Origin of the sequence: Chromobacterium sp. (genome assembly GCF_041912965.1) — a bacterium.
Taxonomy (GTDB): domain Bacteria; phylum Pseudomonadota; class Gammaproteobacteria; order Burkholderiales; family Chromobacteriaceae; genus Chromobacterium; species Chromobacterium aquaticum.
Genome location: NZ_JAYSGF010000005.1, coordinates 43,546 through 58,204 on the forward strand (window position 1 = coordinate 43,546; position 14,659 = coordinate 58,204).

15 protein-coding genes are annotated in these 14,659 nt (G+C 64.1%); 9 read left to right on the forward strand and 6 right to left on the reverse strand.

Annotation, left to right across the window (positions count from 1 at the left end):
• Position 1 precedes the first annotated feature (1 nt).
• The 8 genes from ACE3QM_RS03945 to ACE3QM_RS03980 all read left to right on the forward strand — a co-directional run bounded on the left by ACE3QM_RS03945 (position 2) and on the right by ACE3QM_RS03980 (position 6,601).
• Positions 2-505, forward strand: a complete 504-nt coding sequence (locus tag ACE3QM_RS03945) for a hypothetical protein (protein WP_374420382.1) — start codon at positions 2-4, stop codon at positions 503-505.
• Positions 506-516: 11 nt separating this feature from the next.
• Positions 517-1,299, forward strand: a complete 783-nt coding sequence (gene paaC, locus ACE3QM_RS03950; protein WP_374420384.1) for a 1,2-phenylacetyl-CoA epoxidase subunit PaaC — start codon at positions 517-519, stop codon at positions 1,297-1,299.
• Positions 1,299-1,814, forward strand: a complete 516-nt coding sequence (paaD, locus tag ACE3QM_RS03955) for a 1,2-phenylacetyl-CoA epoxidase subunit PaaD (RefSeq protein ID WP_048409377.1) — start codon at positions 1,299-1,301, stop codon at positions 1,812-1,814. Before paaC ends, paaD begins: the two co-directional genes overlap by 1 nt.
• 13 nt (positions 1,815-1,827) lie before the next feature.
• Positions 1,828-2,895 (forward strand): 1,2-phenylacetyl-CoA epoxidase subunit PaaE, encoded by a 1,068-nt coding sequence (gene paaE, locus ACE3QM_RS03960; RefSeq protein ID WP_374420386.1) that lies wholly within the window; start codon positions 1,828-1,830, stop codon positions 2,893-2,895.
• 123 nt (positions 2,896-3,018) lie between these two features.
• A complete protein-coding gene (locus ACE3QM_RS03965; RefSeq protein ID WP_048409379.1) occupies positions 3,019-3,651 on the forward strand; it encodes a TetR/AcrR family transcriptional regulator in 633 nt (210 codons plus the stop codon).
• The gene (locus ACE3QM_RS03970; RefSeq protein ID WP_374420388.1) at positions 3,620-4,393 is read left to right on the forward strand and encodes an enoyl-CoA hydratase-related protein; all 774 of its coding nucleotides are present in this window, start codon (positions 3,620-3,622) and stop codon (positions 4,391-4,393) included. Before ACE3QM_RS03965 ends, ACE3QM_RS03970 begins: the two co-directional genes overlap by 32 nt.
• Before the next feature lie 220 nt (positions 4,394-4,613).
• On the forward strand, positions 4,614-5,828 hold the full coding sequence (gene pcaF / locus ACE3QM_RS03975) for a 3-oxoadipyl-CoA thiolase (RefSeq protein WP_374420390.1): 1,215 nt from the start codon (positions 4,614-4,616) through the stop codon (positions 5,826-5,828).
• Positions 5,828-6,601: an enoyl-CoA hydratase-related protein gene (locus tag ACE3QM_RS03980; RefSeq protein WP_374420392.1), complete on the forward strand. Its 774-nt coding sequence runs from the start codon at positions 5,828-5,830 to the stop codon at positions 6,599-6,601. Before pcaF ends, ACE3QM_RS03980 begins: the two co-directional genes overlap by 1 nt.
• A gap of 189 nt (positions 6,602-6,790) precedes the next feature.
• On the opposite strand, the gene ACE3QM_RS03985 is transcribed toward ACE3QM_RS03980, so the two are convergent.
• From ACE3QM_RS03985 to arsC, 5 genes are all read right to left on the reverse strand, one after another.
• Positions 6,791-8,323: a DHA2 family efflux MFS transporter permease subunit gene (locus tag ACE3QM_RS03985; protein WP_048409383.1), complete on the reverse strand. Its 1,533-nt coding sequence runs from the start codon at positions 8,321-8,323 to the stop codon at positions 6,791-6,793.
• 12 nt (positions 8,324-8,335) lie between these two features.
• Positions 8,336-9,496, reverse strand: coding sequence for an EmrA/EmrK family multidrug efflux transporter periplasmic adaptor subunit (locus ACE3QM_RS03990; protein ID WP_374420395.1), 1,161 nt, complete (start codon positions 9,494-9,496; stop codon positions 8,336-8,338).
• 12 nt (positions 9,497-9,508) lie between these two features.
• Positions 9,509-10,915 (reverse strand): efflux transporter outer membrane subunit, encoded by a 1,407-nt coding sequence (locus ACE3QM_RS03995; protein ID WP_374420397.1) that lies wholly within the window; start codon positions 10,913-10,915, stop codon positions 9,509-9,511.
• 109 nt (positions 10,916-11,024) lie between these two features.
• A complete protein-coding gene (locus ACE3QM_RS04000) occupies positions 11,025-11,525 on the reverse strand; it encodes a MarR family transcriptional regulator (protein ID WP_374420399.1) in 501 nt (166 codons plus the stop codon).
• 136 nt (positions 11,526-11,661) lie between these two features.
• The gene (gene arsC / locus ACE3QM_RS04005) at positions 11,662-12,009 is read right to left on the reverse strand and encodes an arsenate reductase (glutaredoxin) (RefSeq protein WP_048409387.1); all 348 of its coding nucleotides are present in this window, start codon (positions 12,007-12,009) and stop codon (positions 11,662-11,664) included.
• A 189-nt stretch (positions 12,010-12,198) separates the two neighbouring features.
• On the opposite strand from arsC, the gene ACE3QM_RS04010 reads away from it, so the two are divergent.
• A complete protein-coding gene (locus ACE3QM_RS04010; protein WP_374420402.1) occupies positions 12,199-13,404 on the forward strand; it encodes a multidrug effflux MFS transporter in 1,206 nt (401 codons plus the stop codon).
• A 67-nt stretch (positions 13,405-13,471) separates the two neighbouring features.
• Here ACE3QM_RS04010 and ACE3QM_RS04015 read toward each other — a convergent pair whose 3' ends face one another.
• Positions 13,472-14,653 (reverse strand): GumC family protein, encoded by a 1,182-nt coding sequence (locus ACE3QM_RS04015; RefSeq protein WP_374420405.1) that lies wholly within the window; start codon positions 14,651-14,653, stop codon positions 13,472-13,474.
• Positions 14,654-14,659: the final 6 nt, after the last annotated feature.

The following is a 14,659-nucleotide window of genomic DNA, read 5'->3' on the forward strand; positions in this document are numbered from 1 at the left end:
CATGTCTGATCGTTCCAGCGCCGGCTGGCCCCGCTTCGAGGTCTTCGTCCTCGGCCGGCACGCCTTGCAATACAAGCATTCCAGCAGCTTGCACGCCAGCGATGCGCGGCATGCGCTGCTGCTGGCCCGCGATGTCTATTTCCGCCGCCAGGAAGGCGTCAGCCTGTGGGTGGCGCTCAGCAGCAGCTTGCAGGAAAACGGCATGCCGGCGGTCGTGGTCCGGGAAGCGGCGGAACCGCAGCAGTTCGAGCTGTTCATCCAATTCAAGCCGGGACTGGACCACCTGCACGTCGCCAGCCTGCTGGCCGAGTCGGCGCCGCAGGCCTTGACGCAGGCCGAGAGCGCTTTCGGCGCCTTCCCGCCCGGCGCGGTCTGGGCGCTGCCCAGCACGGCGTTGAGCTGCAGCGAGCCGGAGCAGCGCCGGCTGTTTATCGAGCCGATGGCCAGCAAGCCTTATCGCTTGCCGACTTTCTTCCAACTGCCGGAAGCCGTGAACCATATGTGAGGAGAACGCGCATGCGCGTGCAAGCGGAGACGCCGGCAACGGCGGAGGTGAGCCAGGATTTGATCGAGTACGCATTGCGGCTGGGCGACAGCGCATTGCTGCTGGGCCAACGTCTGGGTGAATGGTGCGGCCACGCGCCGGAACTGGAGGACGATATCGCGCTGAGCAATATCGCGCTGGACCTGATAGGCCAGGCGCGGCTGTTGCTGGGCCTGGCCGGCGAATGGGAGGGGCGCGGCCGCGACGAGGACGCGCTGGCTTTTCTGCGCGATGCGCCCGAATACCGCAACCTGACCCTGGCGGAGCTGCCTAACGGCGACTTCGGCCAGACCGTGCTGCGCATCGCCTTGTTCAGCGGCTATCAAGTGGCGCTGTGGCAGGCGCTGCGCAGCGGCGGTGACGCGCGGCTGGCGGCGATCGCCGACAAGGCGCTGGCGGAAAGCCGCTACCACCTGCGTTACGCGGCGGAATGGGTGGTGCGGCTGGGGGACGGCACCGATGAATCGCGTCGGCGCATGCAGCAGGCGCTGGCGCATTGGTGGCCATATCTGGCCGAGATGTTCGACGACGACGCGCTGGAGCGGCGTCTTGACGGCATCGCGCCGCCAGCGCGGCAGCTGCGGGCGGCGTGGGAGGCGCTGATCCTGCCGGTGCTGGCGCAAGCCACGCTGCAGCGGCCCGAGGCCAGCGCGTACCGCTCCGGCGGCAAGCGCGGCGAGCATAGCGAATTCCTCGGGCATGTGCTGGCGGAAATGCAGTTTCTGCAGCGCGCCTATCCAGGCGGAAACTGGTGATGGCCAGGCGCGAGCTGACGGTGGCGCAGGCCTGGCGGGCGCTGGAGCGGGTGCCGGATCCGGAAGTGCCGGTGGTGTCGCTGTGCGAACTGGGCATCGTACGCCGGGTGCGCAGGGTGGACGGCGATCTGGAGGTGACGCTGACGCCGACCTATTCCGGCTGCCCGGCCACCGAGGCGATCGCAGCCTCGGTGCGCCAGGCGCTGGGCCGGGCCGGAGAAACGCGGGTGGTCTTGCGCACGCAGCTTAGCCCGCCCTGGACCACGGATTGGATCAGTGCCGCCGGCCGCGACAAGTTACGTCGCTACGGCATCGCGCCGCCGGAACCGGGCGGCGCGGCGGAGGTCGGCGGCAAGGACTGGCAGCCCCTGCGCTTTCAGCCGGCATCGCCGGCGTGTCCACGGTGCGGCAGCCGCCGCAGCCGGCGGCTGAGCCAGTTCGGGGCCACCGCCTGCAAGGCGCTGTATCGCTGCGAAGCGTGTCTGGAGCCGTTCGAGTATTTCAAACCGATCTGAACAAGGAGGCCGGATGAGACTCGCTTTTCATCGCCTGCGCATTGTCGATGTGCGCAGGGAAACCGCCGACGCCGTGGTGCTGACCCTGGAGCCGCCAGCCGAACTGCAGTCGCAATTCCACTTTACCCAGGGCCAGCACCTGGTGTTTCGGGAGCATATCGACGGCGCCGAGGTGCGCCGCTCCTATTCGCTGTGCGGCGACGCCGACGAGGATGGGCTGCGGGTGGCGGTGAAGAAAGTGGACGGCGGCGTGTTTTCCAGCCATGTCCACCAATGCTGGCAGCCGGGGCGCTGGGTGGAGGCGATGCCGCCGACGGGGCGTTTTTTCACGCCGCTGGCGGAGGCGCAGCGCAAGCATTATCTGGGCATCGCCGCCGGCAGCGGCATCACGCCCTTGTTGTCCCTGATCAAGACCACGTTGCGGCGCGAATCGCGCAGCCGCTTTACTTTGTTTTACGGCAATCGGCGGCGGCAGGACATTCTGTTCGCCGAGGAACTGGCGGCGCTGAAGTCCAGCTATCCGGCGCGGCTGGCGGTGCATCATTTCCTGAGTCGCGAGGCGCAACAACCCGAGCTGTTTCATGGCCGGCTGGACCGGACGCGGCTGCAGCGGGCGTTGGCGGCGCTGCTGCCGCGAGGCCTGGTCGATGAAGCCTTCGTCTGCGGGCCCAACGATATGATAGACCAGGCCTGCGCCTGTCTGGAGAGCGCCGGCCTGGCCGCGTCCCGTATCCATTGCGAGCGCTTCGGCGAACCCGTGCGCGGCGCGGCGCCGCCGCCGGCGCGGGAGGAGGAGAACCCGGCGGCCAGCGTCACGGTGATCATCGACGGCCAGCAGCGGCAGCTGGCGCTGCGTGCCGGCGAGCGCATACTCGCGGCCGCGGTCGCGGCCGGGGTCGACCTACCTTACTCTTGCCAAGGTGGGGTATGCTGCACCTGCCGAGCCAAGGTGCTGTCCGGCGCGGTGTCCATGGACAAGAATTTCGCCCTGGAACCCGCCGAGGTGGAACAAGGCTTCGTGCTCGCCTGTCAGGCGCGGCCACGAACCCAGCAAGTGGTGCTCAGTTTTGATGAGCGTTGACGGTTGCTTGCCTAGAGCCGCCGGCAAAACCCGGTTAACCCCGGTTTTGCCCGGTGGTTCGTAGTCATCGGGGAGGTTCGTTGCTGCCGCGTCTGGCCTTTTCACTCAATCTGATATGCGGATATGGCCAGAACAAAATCTCCCAATTACGAGGCGCAGCAGCAAAACATATTGGAAAACGCGGCCAGGCTGTTTGCCGAGCAGAGTTTTCCCAGTGCTTCGATAGCCCAGCTGGCTGAGTTGTGCGGCATGTCCAAGCCGCTGTTGTATCACTACTATCGCGACAAATCGCATCTGCTGTTCGATATCGCCGACACCTATGTGGATAAGCTGGTCGGCATCGTCGACGCGGCGGCGCGGCAAGGCCTGCCGGCGGACGCGCATTTGCGGCTGCTGATCGAGCGTTTCATGGAAGAGTACGCGTCCTCGCGCCATTACCACATGGTGTTGGTGCAGGATGTCAAATTCCTGGGCGAGACGGAGCGGAAGCAGGTGAAGGCCAAGCAGGCCGGGGTGGTGGCGGCGTTCGCCGAACTGATCGCCCGCCTGCGGCCGGAGCTGCCGGCGGCGCAGGTCAAGCCGGTGACGATGACCTTGTTCGGCATGATGAACTGGACGTTTACCTGGTTCCGCGCCGATGGCGCGATAGATAGGGCGGGCATGGCGCGCATTGTCAGCCAGTTGTTTCTTCACGGCGTGTATGGATGTGGAGAGGGAACTGACCATGAGCGAGTATCTGAGGGAGCACCGCGCTGAGCGGATCTGCCATCTGGAAATTCACCGGCCGGCGCGGCACAACGCGCTGAGCGCCGAACTGATGCGGGAGCTGGAGGCCGCGCTGGACGCGGCGGACGGCGACCCCGCCATCAGCGTCATTCTGCTGTCCGGCACCGAGCAGGCCTTCGCCGCCGGCGCCGACATCGGTCGCATGGCCGAATGGGACTATCAGCAGGTCTTTCTCGACGATTACGTGAGCCGGCACTGGGAGCGCGCGCGCAGCGTGCGCAAGCCGCTGATCGCGGCGGTACGCGGTCTGGCGATAGGCGGTGGCTGCGAGCTGGCGATGATGTGCGATGTGATCATCGCCGGCGAGTCCGCCCGCTTCGGCCAACCGGAAATCAAGCTGGGCACCTTGCCCGGCATGGGCGGCACCCAGCGGCTGCCGCGCGCGATCGGCAAGGCCAAGGCGATGGAGTGGTGCCTGAGCGGCGAGCTGTACAGCGCCCGCGAGGCGGAACAGGCCGGCCTGGTGTCGCGGGTGGTGGCCGACGCCGAAGTGCTGGCGACGGCGCAGACGCTGGCCGCGCGGATGGCCGGCTATTCACTGCCGGCGCTGCTGCTGATCAAGGAGTCCTTGAACCGTGCTTTCGAATCCAGCCTGACCGAGGGCCTGCTGTTCGAGCGGCGCGCCTTCCACGCCAGTTTCGCGCTGGATGATCGGCGGGAAGGAATGCAGGCCTTTCTCGACAAGCGGCCGCCTCGTTTCCAGCACCGCTAGGCGCGCCAGGAGCGAGGTGAAGGTTTGAGGCCCGGATGCTTCGCTCGTCGTTGTTTAAGAACCTGCCCAATGCTTAGCGAGCACGCGCGAGGCAAGGCGTCATGGCTGGGAAAGCCGTGATGGCCGAGCATCATGCTGAAGCGATGTTTGGCGTGTGACGCCTGATGAAACGCGGCAGGCGCTGAATCACTTCTTAATTTATTCAATAAGGAGTCGCACCATGTCCCATGCCTATATCTGCGATGGCATCCGCACCCCATTCGGCCGCTACGGCGGCGCGCTTTCCGGCGTGCGCGCCGACGATCTGGCGGCCTTGCCGCTCGCCGATCTGATGCGGCGTCATCCGTTGCTGGACTGGTCTTGCCTGGACGAAGTGATTCTGGGCTGCGCCAATCAGGCTGGCGAGGACAACCGCAATGTGGCGCGGATGGCGACCTTGCTGGCCGGCCTGCCGCAATCGGTGCCGGCGCTCACCGTCAACCGCTTGTGCGCGTCCGGCCTGGACGCGGTGGGCATCGCCGCGCGCGCGATCGCCGCAGGCGAGGCCGACCTGGCGCTGGCCGGCGGCGTGGAGAGCATGTCGCGCGCGCCCTTTGTGCTGGGCAAGGCCGACGGCCCGTTCGCGCGCAATGCGCGGCTGGAAGACAGCACCATAGGCTGGCGCTTCGTCAACCCGGCCTTCCAGCGCCAGTTCGGCATCGACTCGATGCCGGAAACCGCGGAAAACGTCGCGCGCCAGTTCAATATCTCCCGCGCCGATCAGGACGCGTTCGCGTTGCGCAGCCAGCAGCGTTACGCCACGGCGCGCGAGCGCGGTTTTTTCAATGCGGAAATCCTGGCGCTGGAGCTGCCGCAGCGCAAGAGCGAGCCACTACGGGTGGCCCAGGACGAACACCCGCGGCCGACCACCACGCTGGCGGATCTGGCGCGGCTCAAGGGCGTGGTGGCGGATGGCTCGGTCACCGCCGGCAACGCCTCCGGCGTCAACGACGGCGCGGCGGCCTTGCTGTTGGCCAGCGGCGCTGGCATCAAGCGTCACGGCCTGCGCCCCAGGGCGCGGATTCTGGGTCAGTGCTCGGTGGGGCTGGAGCCGCGCATCATGGGCATGGGGCCGGCGCCAGCGGCGGAAAAGCTGCTGCGGCGCTTGGGCCTGAGCGTGGCGGAGCTGGATGTGATCGAGTTGAACGAGGCCTTCGCCTCGCAATCGCTGGCGGTATTGCGGCAATTGGGCCTGGCCGATGACGACGCCAGGGTCAATCCCAACGGCGGCGCCATCGCGCTCGGCCATCCGCTCGGCGCTTCCGGCGCGCGGCTGGTGTTGACCGCCTTGCGTCAATTGGAGGCCAGCGGCGATAGGCTGGCCTTGTGCGCGATGTGCGTCGGCGTCGGCCAGGGGGTGGCGCTGATATTGGAACGGGTGGAGGGAGAGGGCTGATGGACGAGCTGGTGTTGTTGGAATACCCGGCCCCCGGTGTGGCGCGGCTGCGTTTGAATCGTCCGCAGGCATTGAATGCCCTGAACCTGGAGATGCGACGGCAATTGGCGCGCCATTTCCACGCGGTGGCGGAACAGCGCGACATACGGGTGGTGGTGCTGTGCGGTGCTGGGCGCGCGTTCGCCGCCGGAGCCGACCTGGCGGAGCTGGCCGATTGTGGCAGCATCGAACTGATGCAGCGCCAAGTGCATAAGCTGTGGCAGGCGATAGCCGATTGCCCCCAGCCGGTGATCGCGGCGGTGGCGGGCTATGCGCTGGGTGGCGGCTGCGAATTGGCGATGCACGCCGACATCATCGTCGCCGCGGAATCGGCGCAGTTTGGCCAGCCGGAAGTCAAAGTGGGTGTGATGCCGGGCGCTGGCGGCACCCAGCGCTTGCTGCGCGCGGTGGGAAAGTTCCGCGCGCTGAAGCTGCTGCTGACCGGCGAGCGCATCGGCGCGGCTGAGGCGCTGGCGATGGGCCTGGTCAGCGAGGTGGCGGCGGACGAGGTGCTGGAGACGCGGGCGCTGGAACTGGCGATGCAGATCGCGGCCTTGCCGCCGCTGGCGGTGGCGCAGATCAAGGAGGTGGTGCTGGCCGGCGCCGATGCGCCGTTGGTGACGGCGCTGATGCTGGAGCGCAAGGCATACCAGCTGCTATTTTCATCGCGGGATCAGCAGGAAGGAATGCGGGCGTTTCTGGACAAGCGCGCGGCGGTGTTCCGCGGCGAATAAAAAAATCGGGCGGCAATGATCTTGCCGCCCGGTCCACTTGACTTGCTTAGAACCTGTTCAAAGTCTGCTGCGCTTCGGCGATACGGCGTTGAAACCAAGCTCAAAATGCTCATGTACCACTTGTACATTCCGCTTTTTCGCTCGTTCTCGCCTTGTATCGCTCTTGCTCGCGAGACTTTGAACAGGTTCTCAATGCGCGCCGCTATCGCCGCCAGCAGCGGTGAACGGGGGCTTGGCGAACCACACCAGGCCGATCAGCAGCACGAACAACACGCCGGACAGCCAGAAAATCTCATTGGCCGCCATGATGTAGCCCTGCTTGGTGATCTGCAGCGAGGTCAGCGCCGCCTGCTGTCCGGAGGATAGGCCGGCCATGTCCAGCAGCCGGAACCAGGCGTTGGACGCCTGATCGTAGAGGCTGACATGCTCGGTCAGGCGCGCGTGGTGCATCGCCTCGCGACGGTCCCACATCGTGGTGGTGATCGAGGTGCCTATGCTGCCGGCCAGAATCCGCAGGAAGTTGGACAGGCTGGACGCGCTGGCGATCTGGCTGGGATGTAGGCCGGACAGGGTGATCGTGGTCAACGGCATGAAGAAGCAGGCCACGCCTATGCCTTGCACCACCTGCGGCCACACCACGTAGGCGAAGTCCATCTGCGGGTTGAAGGTGCTGCGCCAGAAGAAGCAGATCGCGTACACGCTGAAGCTCACCGTCACCACCCAGCGCATGTCCAGCCGCTGCGCGTACTTGCCGATGATGGGCGACAGCACCACCGGGATCAGCCCGATGGGGGCCGCGGCCAGGCCGGCCCAGGTGGCGGTATAGCCCATCTGGGTCTGCAGCATCAGGGGCAGCAGCACCACGGTGCCGAAGTAGAGCATGAAGCCCAGGCTGATGGCGACGGTGCCGACGGTGAAGTTGCGCTGCTTGAACAGGCTCAGGTCGACGATGGGATGTTTCTCGCCCAGCTCCCAGATCACCAGATAGACCAGCGCCAGCACCGCGATCACCGCCAGGGTGACCACCTCGGTGGAGTTGAACCAGTCCAGCTCCTTGCCGCGGTCCAGCACCATTTGCAGCGCGCCGACGCCGATCACCAGCAAGGCCAGGCCGATGCGGTCGATGGGCAGGTCCACGGTGTCGGTTTCGCGCGGCTTGAGGATGCGCCAGGAAATGAAGGCCGCCGCCAGTCCCACCGGCACGTTGATGAAGAAAATCCAGCCCCAGTGCCAGTTGTCGCTGATCACGCCGCCCAGAATCGGGCCGAACACCGGCGCGACGATCACCGTCATCGCCCATAGCGCCAGCGCCATGCCTTTCTTCTCCGGCGGGTAGCAGGACAACAGCAGGCTTTGCGACAGCGGAATCATCGGGCCGGCCACCGCGCCTTGCAGCACGCGGAAGAAAATCAGCATTTCCAGGCTGTTGGACATGCCGCACAGCCAGGAGGTGAGCACGAACAGCAGGGTGGAGGCGGTGAACAGCTTCACCTCGCCCAGGCGCTTGGCCAGCCAGCCGGTCAGCGGCACCGCGATGGCGTTGGCCACCCCGAAGGAGGTGATCACCCAGGTGCCCTGGCTGGTGGCGGCGCCGAGGTTGCCCGAGATGGTGGGCAAGGCCACGTTGGCGATGGTGGTGTCCAGCACTTGCATGAACACCGACATCGACAGCGCCAGCGTGATCCAGACCAGCTTGGAGCCGGTCAATGGTGGATGATTCATGGTCCGGCCTCCTTATTCGGCCTTGCCTTCACCCGCGTTGGCCGCCAGCAGCGTCCGCACCAGTTCATCGGCCTGTTTCAGGTCCGGCAACTGGCCGGAGACATCCTGATGGGCGACGAAGGGCTGGGCTTCCGCCACCGCCTTGCCATCCTTGCTGGAGGTGTCCACCACCACGTCCATGGACAGGCCGACACGCAGCGGATGCGATTGCAGGTCTTTCGGGTCCAGCTGGATGCGCACCGGCACGCGTTGCACCACCTTGATCCAGTTGCCGGTGGCGTTCTGCGCCGGCAGCAGCGAGAAAGCGCTGCCGGTGCCGGCGGACAGGCCGACCACTTTGCCGTGATAGACGATCTTGCCGCCGTAGAGGTCGGACTGCAGTTCCACCGGCTGGCCGATGCGGATCTTGGCCAGTTGGCCTTCCTTGAAGTTGGCGTCCACCCACAGGTTCTGCAGCGGAATCACCGACATCAGCGGGGTGCCGGCGGCCAGGCGCTGGCCAACCTGTACATTGCGGCGGGCGACGGCTCCGTCCAGCGGCGCCTTGATCTCGGTGCGCTGCAACGCGAGCCAGGCTTCCTTCAGCCGGCTGGCGGCGGATTTGACCGCCGGCTGCTGCGCCAGCGCGTCCTTGCCCAGCAGCGCGGCGCTGGCTTTCTGCTGTTCGCGCGCGGCCTCCAGCGCGGCCTTGGCTGCGGCGACGGCGTCATTGGCGTGGCCCAGCTCCTCCGCCGACAGCGCATCGGTGCCGGCTAGCTGCTTGCGGCGCTTCAGGTCGGCATCGGCGCGGGCCAGCTCGGTTTCGCGCAGGGTGACCTGGGCCGCCAGTTGCTGGGTATTGCTCATCAATTGGCGCGTTTGACGCACGGCTTGAGCGAACTCATTGCGGGCGCGGTCGAAGTTCAGCTGCGCGTCGTTCTTGTCCAGGCTGACCAGCAGTTGGCCGGCCTTGACGTGCTGGGTGTCATCCACCAGCACTTTGGCGACGGTGCCGCCCACTTCCGGGGTGACTTGCACCAGGTGGCCGCTGACATAGGCGTCGTCGGTGCTTTCCTCGTGGCTGAGCACCAGCGCCCAGTAAGCGCCGTAAGCGATGGCGATGGCGGCGAACAAGGTGGTGGCGACAATCAGATTGCGCTTGCGGCCTTGCGCGGTTTTGGTTTTCTTATCCATGACGATGGTGTCCTAGTGGGTGGCGGGGGCAGCGGTGAAGCCGCCACCCAGTGCGGTGTTCAGCGAGGTCCAGGCCAGTTTGCGGCCGGCTTCGGCGTCGATGCGCGCGGATTGTTGCGCCAGCGCGCTGTCCTGAGCGTCCAGCAGGTTCAGCTTGTTGATGATGCCGGCCTTGAAGCGGGCGCCGGCGGAGTCCGCCGCGCGCAGGCTGCTGTCCTGTGCTTGACGCGCCTGTTCCAGTTGCTTGCCGCTTTGCTGCCAGCCGCTGACGGCGTCGGCGGCGTCGCGCAGCGCGTCCAGCACGGTCTGGTTGTAGCTGAGCACAGCCATGTCATAGCTGGCCCGTTGCTTGCCCAGATTGGCCTGGATCGCGCCGGAGTGGAAAATTGGCAGGCTGATCGCCGGCATGAAGCCCCAGAACGAGGAATCACCATTCATCAGCTTGTTGAATTCCAGCGAAGTCTGGCCGGCGAAGGCGGTCAGCTTGATATTGGGATAGAACTCGGCGCGCGCGGCCTTGACCGCGCCGGCCATGGCTTCCACTCGCGCGCGTTGGGCGGCGATGTCCGGGCGCTTGCCCAACAGATCGGCGTTCAGGCCATCGGCATCCATGGCAGGCACCGTCAGCGCCTTGCCCGGCTGCAGATCGCGCAAGGCGTCCGGGCCTTGGCCGGTCAGCGCCGCCAGCGCGTGGCGGGCGCGGTCGCTGTCTTGCGCCAGAGCGCTTTGCTGCTGACGCAGGCGGTGCAGCGAGACTTCATTGCCGCGCTGATTGTCGCCCGGCAGCAAGCCGGCGTTGATGCGGGCCTGGGTCAGCGTCTGGCGGCTTTCCGCCAGCTGGATGCGCTTGGCCAGCACCGCGCTTTGCGCCTGCAGCCGCTGCAATTGGGTGTATTGGGCGATGACGGCCTGGGTCAGCGTCAACCGGGTTTGCGCGCCCTCGAAGGCGATCGCGGTCTGCTGGCCGACGGCCTCGTCGATCTGGCCACGGTGCTTGCCCCAGAAGTCGAACTCCCAACTGCCCATCAGCATCGCGGTATAGGCGTTGACGTAGTCGCGCGAGATCGGCGCCGGGAACTCGTAATTCAGCTGGGTCATATTGGCGCTGAAGTCGAGTTTGGGGCCGCTATTGCCTTCGACAATACCGACGGCGGCGCGCGCCTGGCGCAGCCTGGCCTCGGCCAGCTTCAGCGACGGCGCGTCTTGCAAGGCGCGGGCCACCAACTGGTTCAAAGCGGCGTCATTCAACTGGGTCCACCAGTCGCTGGCGAGCTGTCCGCCCTGCTTGTTGGCCAGGCTCAGTTGCTCGGCATTGAGCTGGCTGGCCGGGACGCTGTCGGGGCCGAAGCTCGCGCAGCCGCCCAATAGGGCGCTGAGCAGCAGGGCGCTGACGCCGTGCTGCCATTGAGTCTTTTTCACCTTGAGGGTCTCCCCGTGTTCACTTGCTTTATTAGCAATTGATGAAGTGATTGATGATGTGATAGTCACTTAAGTTATTATTAGGACGAAAAAAACCGCGTATGCGGCCTTAACCGCCCAGGCTGCAGAGCAGCTTGCGCAATAGGCGTTCGAACTCTTGTTTTTCCGCGGCGTCGAAATCGGCCCACAGTTCGCGGTGGCATTCTCGGGAGATGGGGAGCAGCGATTCCACGAGTTGAACGCCGCTCGGCGTCAGTTCCAGCAGAATCTTGCGCCGATCTTCCGCGCTGGGCGAACGCGCGGCCCAGCCGTTTTTGACGAGTTCGTCGGCAATGCGCGTGGCGTTGGTGCGTGATGAATCCAGCGTATCGCTGATTTCAGACGGGTAGAGCGCCTGCTGCGGACAGGCGTACAGCGCCAGCAGGGCCATCCATACCGTTTCGTTGAGGCCGTGCTGCTTGAGCTTGTCGCACAGGTGAGCGGACAGGCGCGGCAGGATGTGGTACAGCAAGCGCGCCAGAATCACCTCCTGGCGCGGCACTCCTGGAAAACGCGCTTCGATCCGATTGACCGCCTGCTCTAGCGTTTGAAAAGACTTGGTTGGATTCATGAACGCTATTTTAGTAACTTGGGTTACTATTCCGCAAGTGATAATTTAGAAGGAGATGGGACGGTTGCGTTGAAAGCCGATGTGGCGGAAATAAATATGCCCAGCCGGAGGGGCTGGGCGCGGGTGGGAATGCCGGCTAGTCCAGCAACTGCAGCACGCGTTCCGGCGGCCGTCCCACCACGGCGCGCTCGCCGCGGACGGCGATGGGGCGCTCAATCAGCTTGGGATTGTCCACCATCGCGGTAATCAGGTGTCTGGGTTCCAGTGTGATGTCGTCCAGATAGAGTTCGGCGTACTCTTCCTCTTTCTGGCGCATCAGGTCGCGCGGTTCCATGTTCAGCAGCGCCAGCAGGCGCTCCAACTCTTCGTAGCTGGGCGGGTGTTTCAGGTACTCGACGACTTCGACTTCCGCGCCGGCGTTTTCCAGCAGGCTGAGCGCCTCCCTGGATTTGGAGCAGCGCGGATTATGGTAGAGGCGGATCATGGTATCTCCTTGTTATGGCTTTGCGCGGAGCGAATTGATCGTGGCACGAAATCGCGATTGGCGCCAGCGTGCGTGGCGGCTTATGGCTAGCACAATATGCACCGATGGCGTTTAATTTGAATCAGTCTTGTTTGGCAAGTTCCGGCCCAACCGTTACCATGCATTGACTCTCATTGTTATTTATTCGCCATGCACGCCTCCACACGCAGCCACTTCGGGCTGGCAATCCTATTGGCGGCCCTGTCCACGCTAGGGCCGTTTTCGATCGACACTTTCTTGCCGGCGATGAGCGCGATCGGGCAGAGCCTGGCGGTCACGCCGCTGCAGATGCAGCAGGCGCTGACGGTATATCTATTGTCTTACGCGGTGATGATGCTGTGGCATGGCTCCATCTCGGACGCGGTGGGCCGCCGTCCGGTGGTGCTGGTCACCACCTTGCTGTTCAGTCTGGCGTCAATAGGCTGCGCGTTGGCGGACAGCCTGGGCCAGCTGTTGCTGTTCCGCGCGCTGCAAGGCTTCTGCGGCGGTGCCGGCCTGGTTGTGGGGCGGGCCATCATCCGCGACAAGCTGGACGGCGCCGACGCTCAGCGGCTGATGTCGCAAGTGACGATGTTGTTTTCCCTGTCGCCGGCGATCGCGCCGGTGGTGGGCGGCTGGCTGTTCGGCGCCTTTGGCTGGCATTCCATCTTCGTGTTCATGGCGTTGATCGGCCTGGCGCTGTTCCTGATGAGCTGGTTCGCCTTGCCGGAAACCCATCATGAATCGGCGCGCCAGCCCTTGAAGATCAAATACCTGCTGGCCAACTACTGGCAGGTGGGGCGCAAACGCGAGTTTCAACTGCTGACCGCGGCGGTGTCTTTCAATTTCGCCGGCTTTTTCCTTTACATACCATCGGCGCCGGTATTCCTGATGCAGCACTTGCACCTGGGGCCGGGGCAGTTCTTGTGGATGTTCGGCCCGGCGGTATCCGGCATCATGTTCGGCGCCTATCTGTCCGGCAAGATGGCGGGACGCGTGGAGCAGAAGGACATCGTGTCGCGCGGCTATGTGGTGATGTTCATCGCCGCCGGCTGGAACCTGTTGTACAACCTGCTAGCCCCGACCGTGGCGATGCCGTGGGCGGTGCTGCCGCTGGCGCTGTACACCACTGGCATGTCGATCGCCGCGCCGTCCATCACCCTGAACCTGATGGACCAGTTTCCGTCCTTGCGCGGCACCGCCTCGTCGCTGCAAGGCTTCTTCCAGACCATGATGTCCAGCGTGGTGGCCGGCCTGATCGCGCCGCTGGCCTGGGGTAGCCCGCTGAGCCTGGCGGCCTGCATGATGGTCATGCTGGTGCTGGGCTTCGTGTTCCGGATGGGGTATAGGCGGCGGGTGACCATGGCGTCCAGATGATGCCGTGAGGCTTCAATATCATTAAAAAACACCACAGTTTAGCTGTGGTGTTTTTGTTTGAAGAGGCTCAGCCTTGTTTGAGAGCCAGCGCAAACTCGCGTAAGCGTCCGGATTGTTTGGCCGAGCTTATACGGTCGCGCAGGAAGGCAAGCAGAATACCTATCGCCAGTCCGCCAAAGAGACCCAGCATGGCGATCTGTGCTCGTTTGGGCTTGCTGCTCAACTCGGGAACTTCCGCTTTGTCCAGTACCTGGATCTGGGAAGAGTCCTTGGCTTCCTCTATACGCGCCAACTCGTATTGCTTGGAGAGCAGTTCGAAAATGGTCTCCTGATATTTGACATCGCGCAGGCGGCGCAGATATTCCAGCCCGGACTGCGGCACTTTGCCAGTTGGCACCATCACATCACCAGCGCTTTCTTTACCGGTTTCCAATTTGGCCAGTTGTGCTTTTAAGCCGGCAAGCTCTTGGCTAGTGCGCAGGTATAGTGGGTTCTGCTCGGTGGCGTAACTACGCATCGCTTCCAGCTGAACCTCTTTAGCCGCGATACTGGCTTTGACTTGGGTGACGGTGTTCATGATGGCTGATACCTGCCCCTCCGGCTGGATCATGCCGGTGCGTTCCTGGGTTTTGCGCAATGCGGTTTCCGCTTCGGCAAGCTGTGTCTTGGTCTGCTTAAGCTGGTTTTCGAAGAATAGGCGCCGCTTGGCCGCATCTGTCACGGCTAGGTTTTGATTCAGTTTTATCAACTGTTCGATGTAGGCGTTGGCTAGTTTGGCGGCAAATTGGGGCTCGGCATCATCCACGCGGATAGTGATTAAGCCATCCTTGCTACTACTGATTGCGCTGGCATTTTGCAGTTCTTTTCGGGTGGTCTCCATGGATTCCGTTTGGTAACGCTGCTTCAGCTTGAACTGCTGAATCAAGCTATCCGCTATGGTCCTGCTTTGCAACATGCCGATATAAAGGTCGTTTGGGTTTTTTAAACCAGAGGCACCTCCGGCAATGCCGGCCAAACCACCTAGCTGCCCCAGCAGCGCACTCATGCCTGCGCTCTGTTGTTGCGGCGGCAGGATTTTTGCGGTAGAGGTAAACGTGGGTGGCAGCAAGAGGCTGACTAACAACGCGGCGGCTCCTAGGCAAGCGGTACTGCCAAGGATCCAGTATTTCTGTTGCACCAATACCCGAATGATATCCAGAAGATTAAGCTCTTCCGGGGTGTTGCTTGCTAGTGTGGTGTTCTCATTCATGGACAT

What these genes read in the sequence shown, in the direction of transcription:
- ACE3QM_RS04000 (WP_374420399.1), bottom strand. Translation starts at nt 11,525, where the DNA reads ATGAATCCAACCAAGTCTTTTCAAACGCTAGAGCAGGCGGTCAATCGG.
- ACE3QM_RS03965 (WP_048409379.1), top strand. Translation starts at nt 3,019, where the DNA reads ATGGCCAGAACAAAATCTCCCAATTACGAGGCGCAGCAGCAAAACATA.
- paaC (WP_374420384.1), top strand. Translation starts at nt 517, where the DNA reads ATGCGCGTGCAAGCGGAGACGCCGGCAACGGCGGAGGTGAGCCAGGAT.
- ACE3QM_RS04010 (WP_374420402.1), top strand. Translation starts at nt 12,199, where the DNA reads ATGCACGCCTCCACACGCAGCCACTTCGGGCTGGCAATCCTATTGGCG.
- paaD (WP_048409377.1), top strand. Translation starts at nt 1,299, where the DNA reads ATGGCCAGGCGCGAGCTGACGGTGGCGCAGGCCTGGCGGGCGCTGGAG.
- ACE3QM_RS03980 (WP_374420392.1), top strand. Translation starts at nt 5,828, where the DNA reads ATGGACGAGCTGGTGTTGTTGGAATACCCGGCCCCCGGTGTGGCGCGG.
- arsC (WP_048409387.1), bottom strand. Translation starts at nt 12,009, where the DNA reads ATGATCCGCCTCTACCATAATCCGCGCTGCTCCAAATCCAGGGAGGCG.
- ACE3QM_RS03985 (WP_048409383.1), bottom strand. Translation starts at nt 8,323, where the DNA reads ATGAATCATCCACCATTGACCGGCTCCAAGCTGGTCTGGATCACGCTG.
- paaE (WP_374420386.1), top strand. Translation starts at nt 1,828, where the DNA reads ATGAGACTCGCTTTTCATCGCCTGCGCATTGTCGATGTGCGCAGGGAA.
- ACE3QM_RS03990 (WP_374420395.1), bottom strand. Translation starts at nt 9,496, where the DNA reads ATGGATAAGAAAACCAAAACCGCGCAAGGCCGCAAGCGCAATCTGATT.
- ACE3QM_RS03945 (WP_374420382.1), top strand. Translation starts at nt 2, where the DNA reads ATGTCTGATCGTTCCAGCGCCGGCTGGCCCCGCTTCGAGGTCTTCGTC.
- pcaF (WP_374420390.1), top strand. Translation starts at nt 4,614, where the DNA reads ATGTCCCATGCCTATATCTGCGATGGCATCCGCACCCCATTCGGCCGC.
- ACE3QM_RS04015 (WP_374420405.1), bottom strand. Translation starts at nt 14,653, where the DNA reads ATGAATGAGAACACCACACTAGCAAGCAACACCCCGGAAGAGCTTAAT.
- ACE3QM_RS03970 (WP_374420388.1), top strand. Translation starts at nt 3,620, where the DNA reads ATGAGCGAGTATCTGAGGGAGCACCGCGCTGAGCGGATCTGCCATCTG.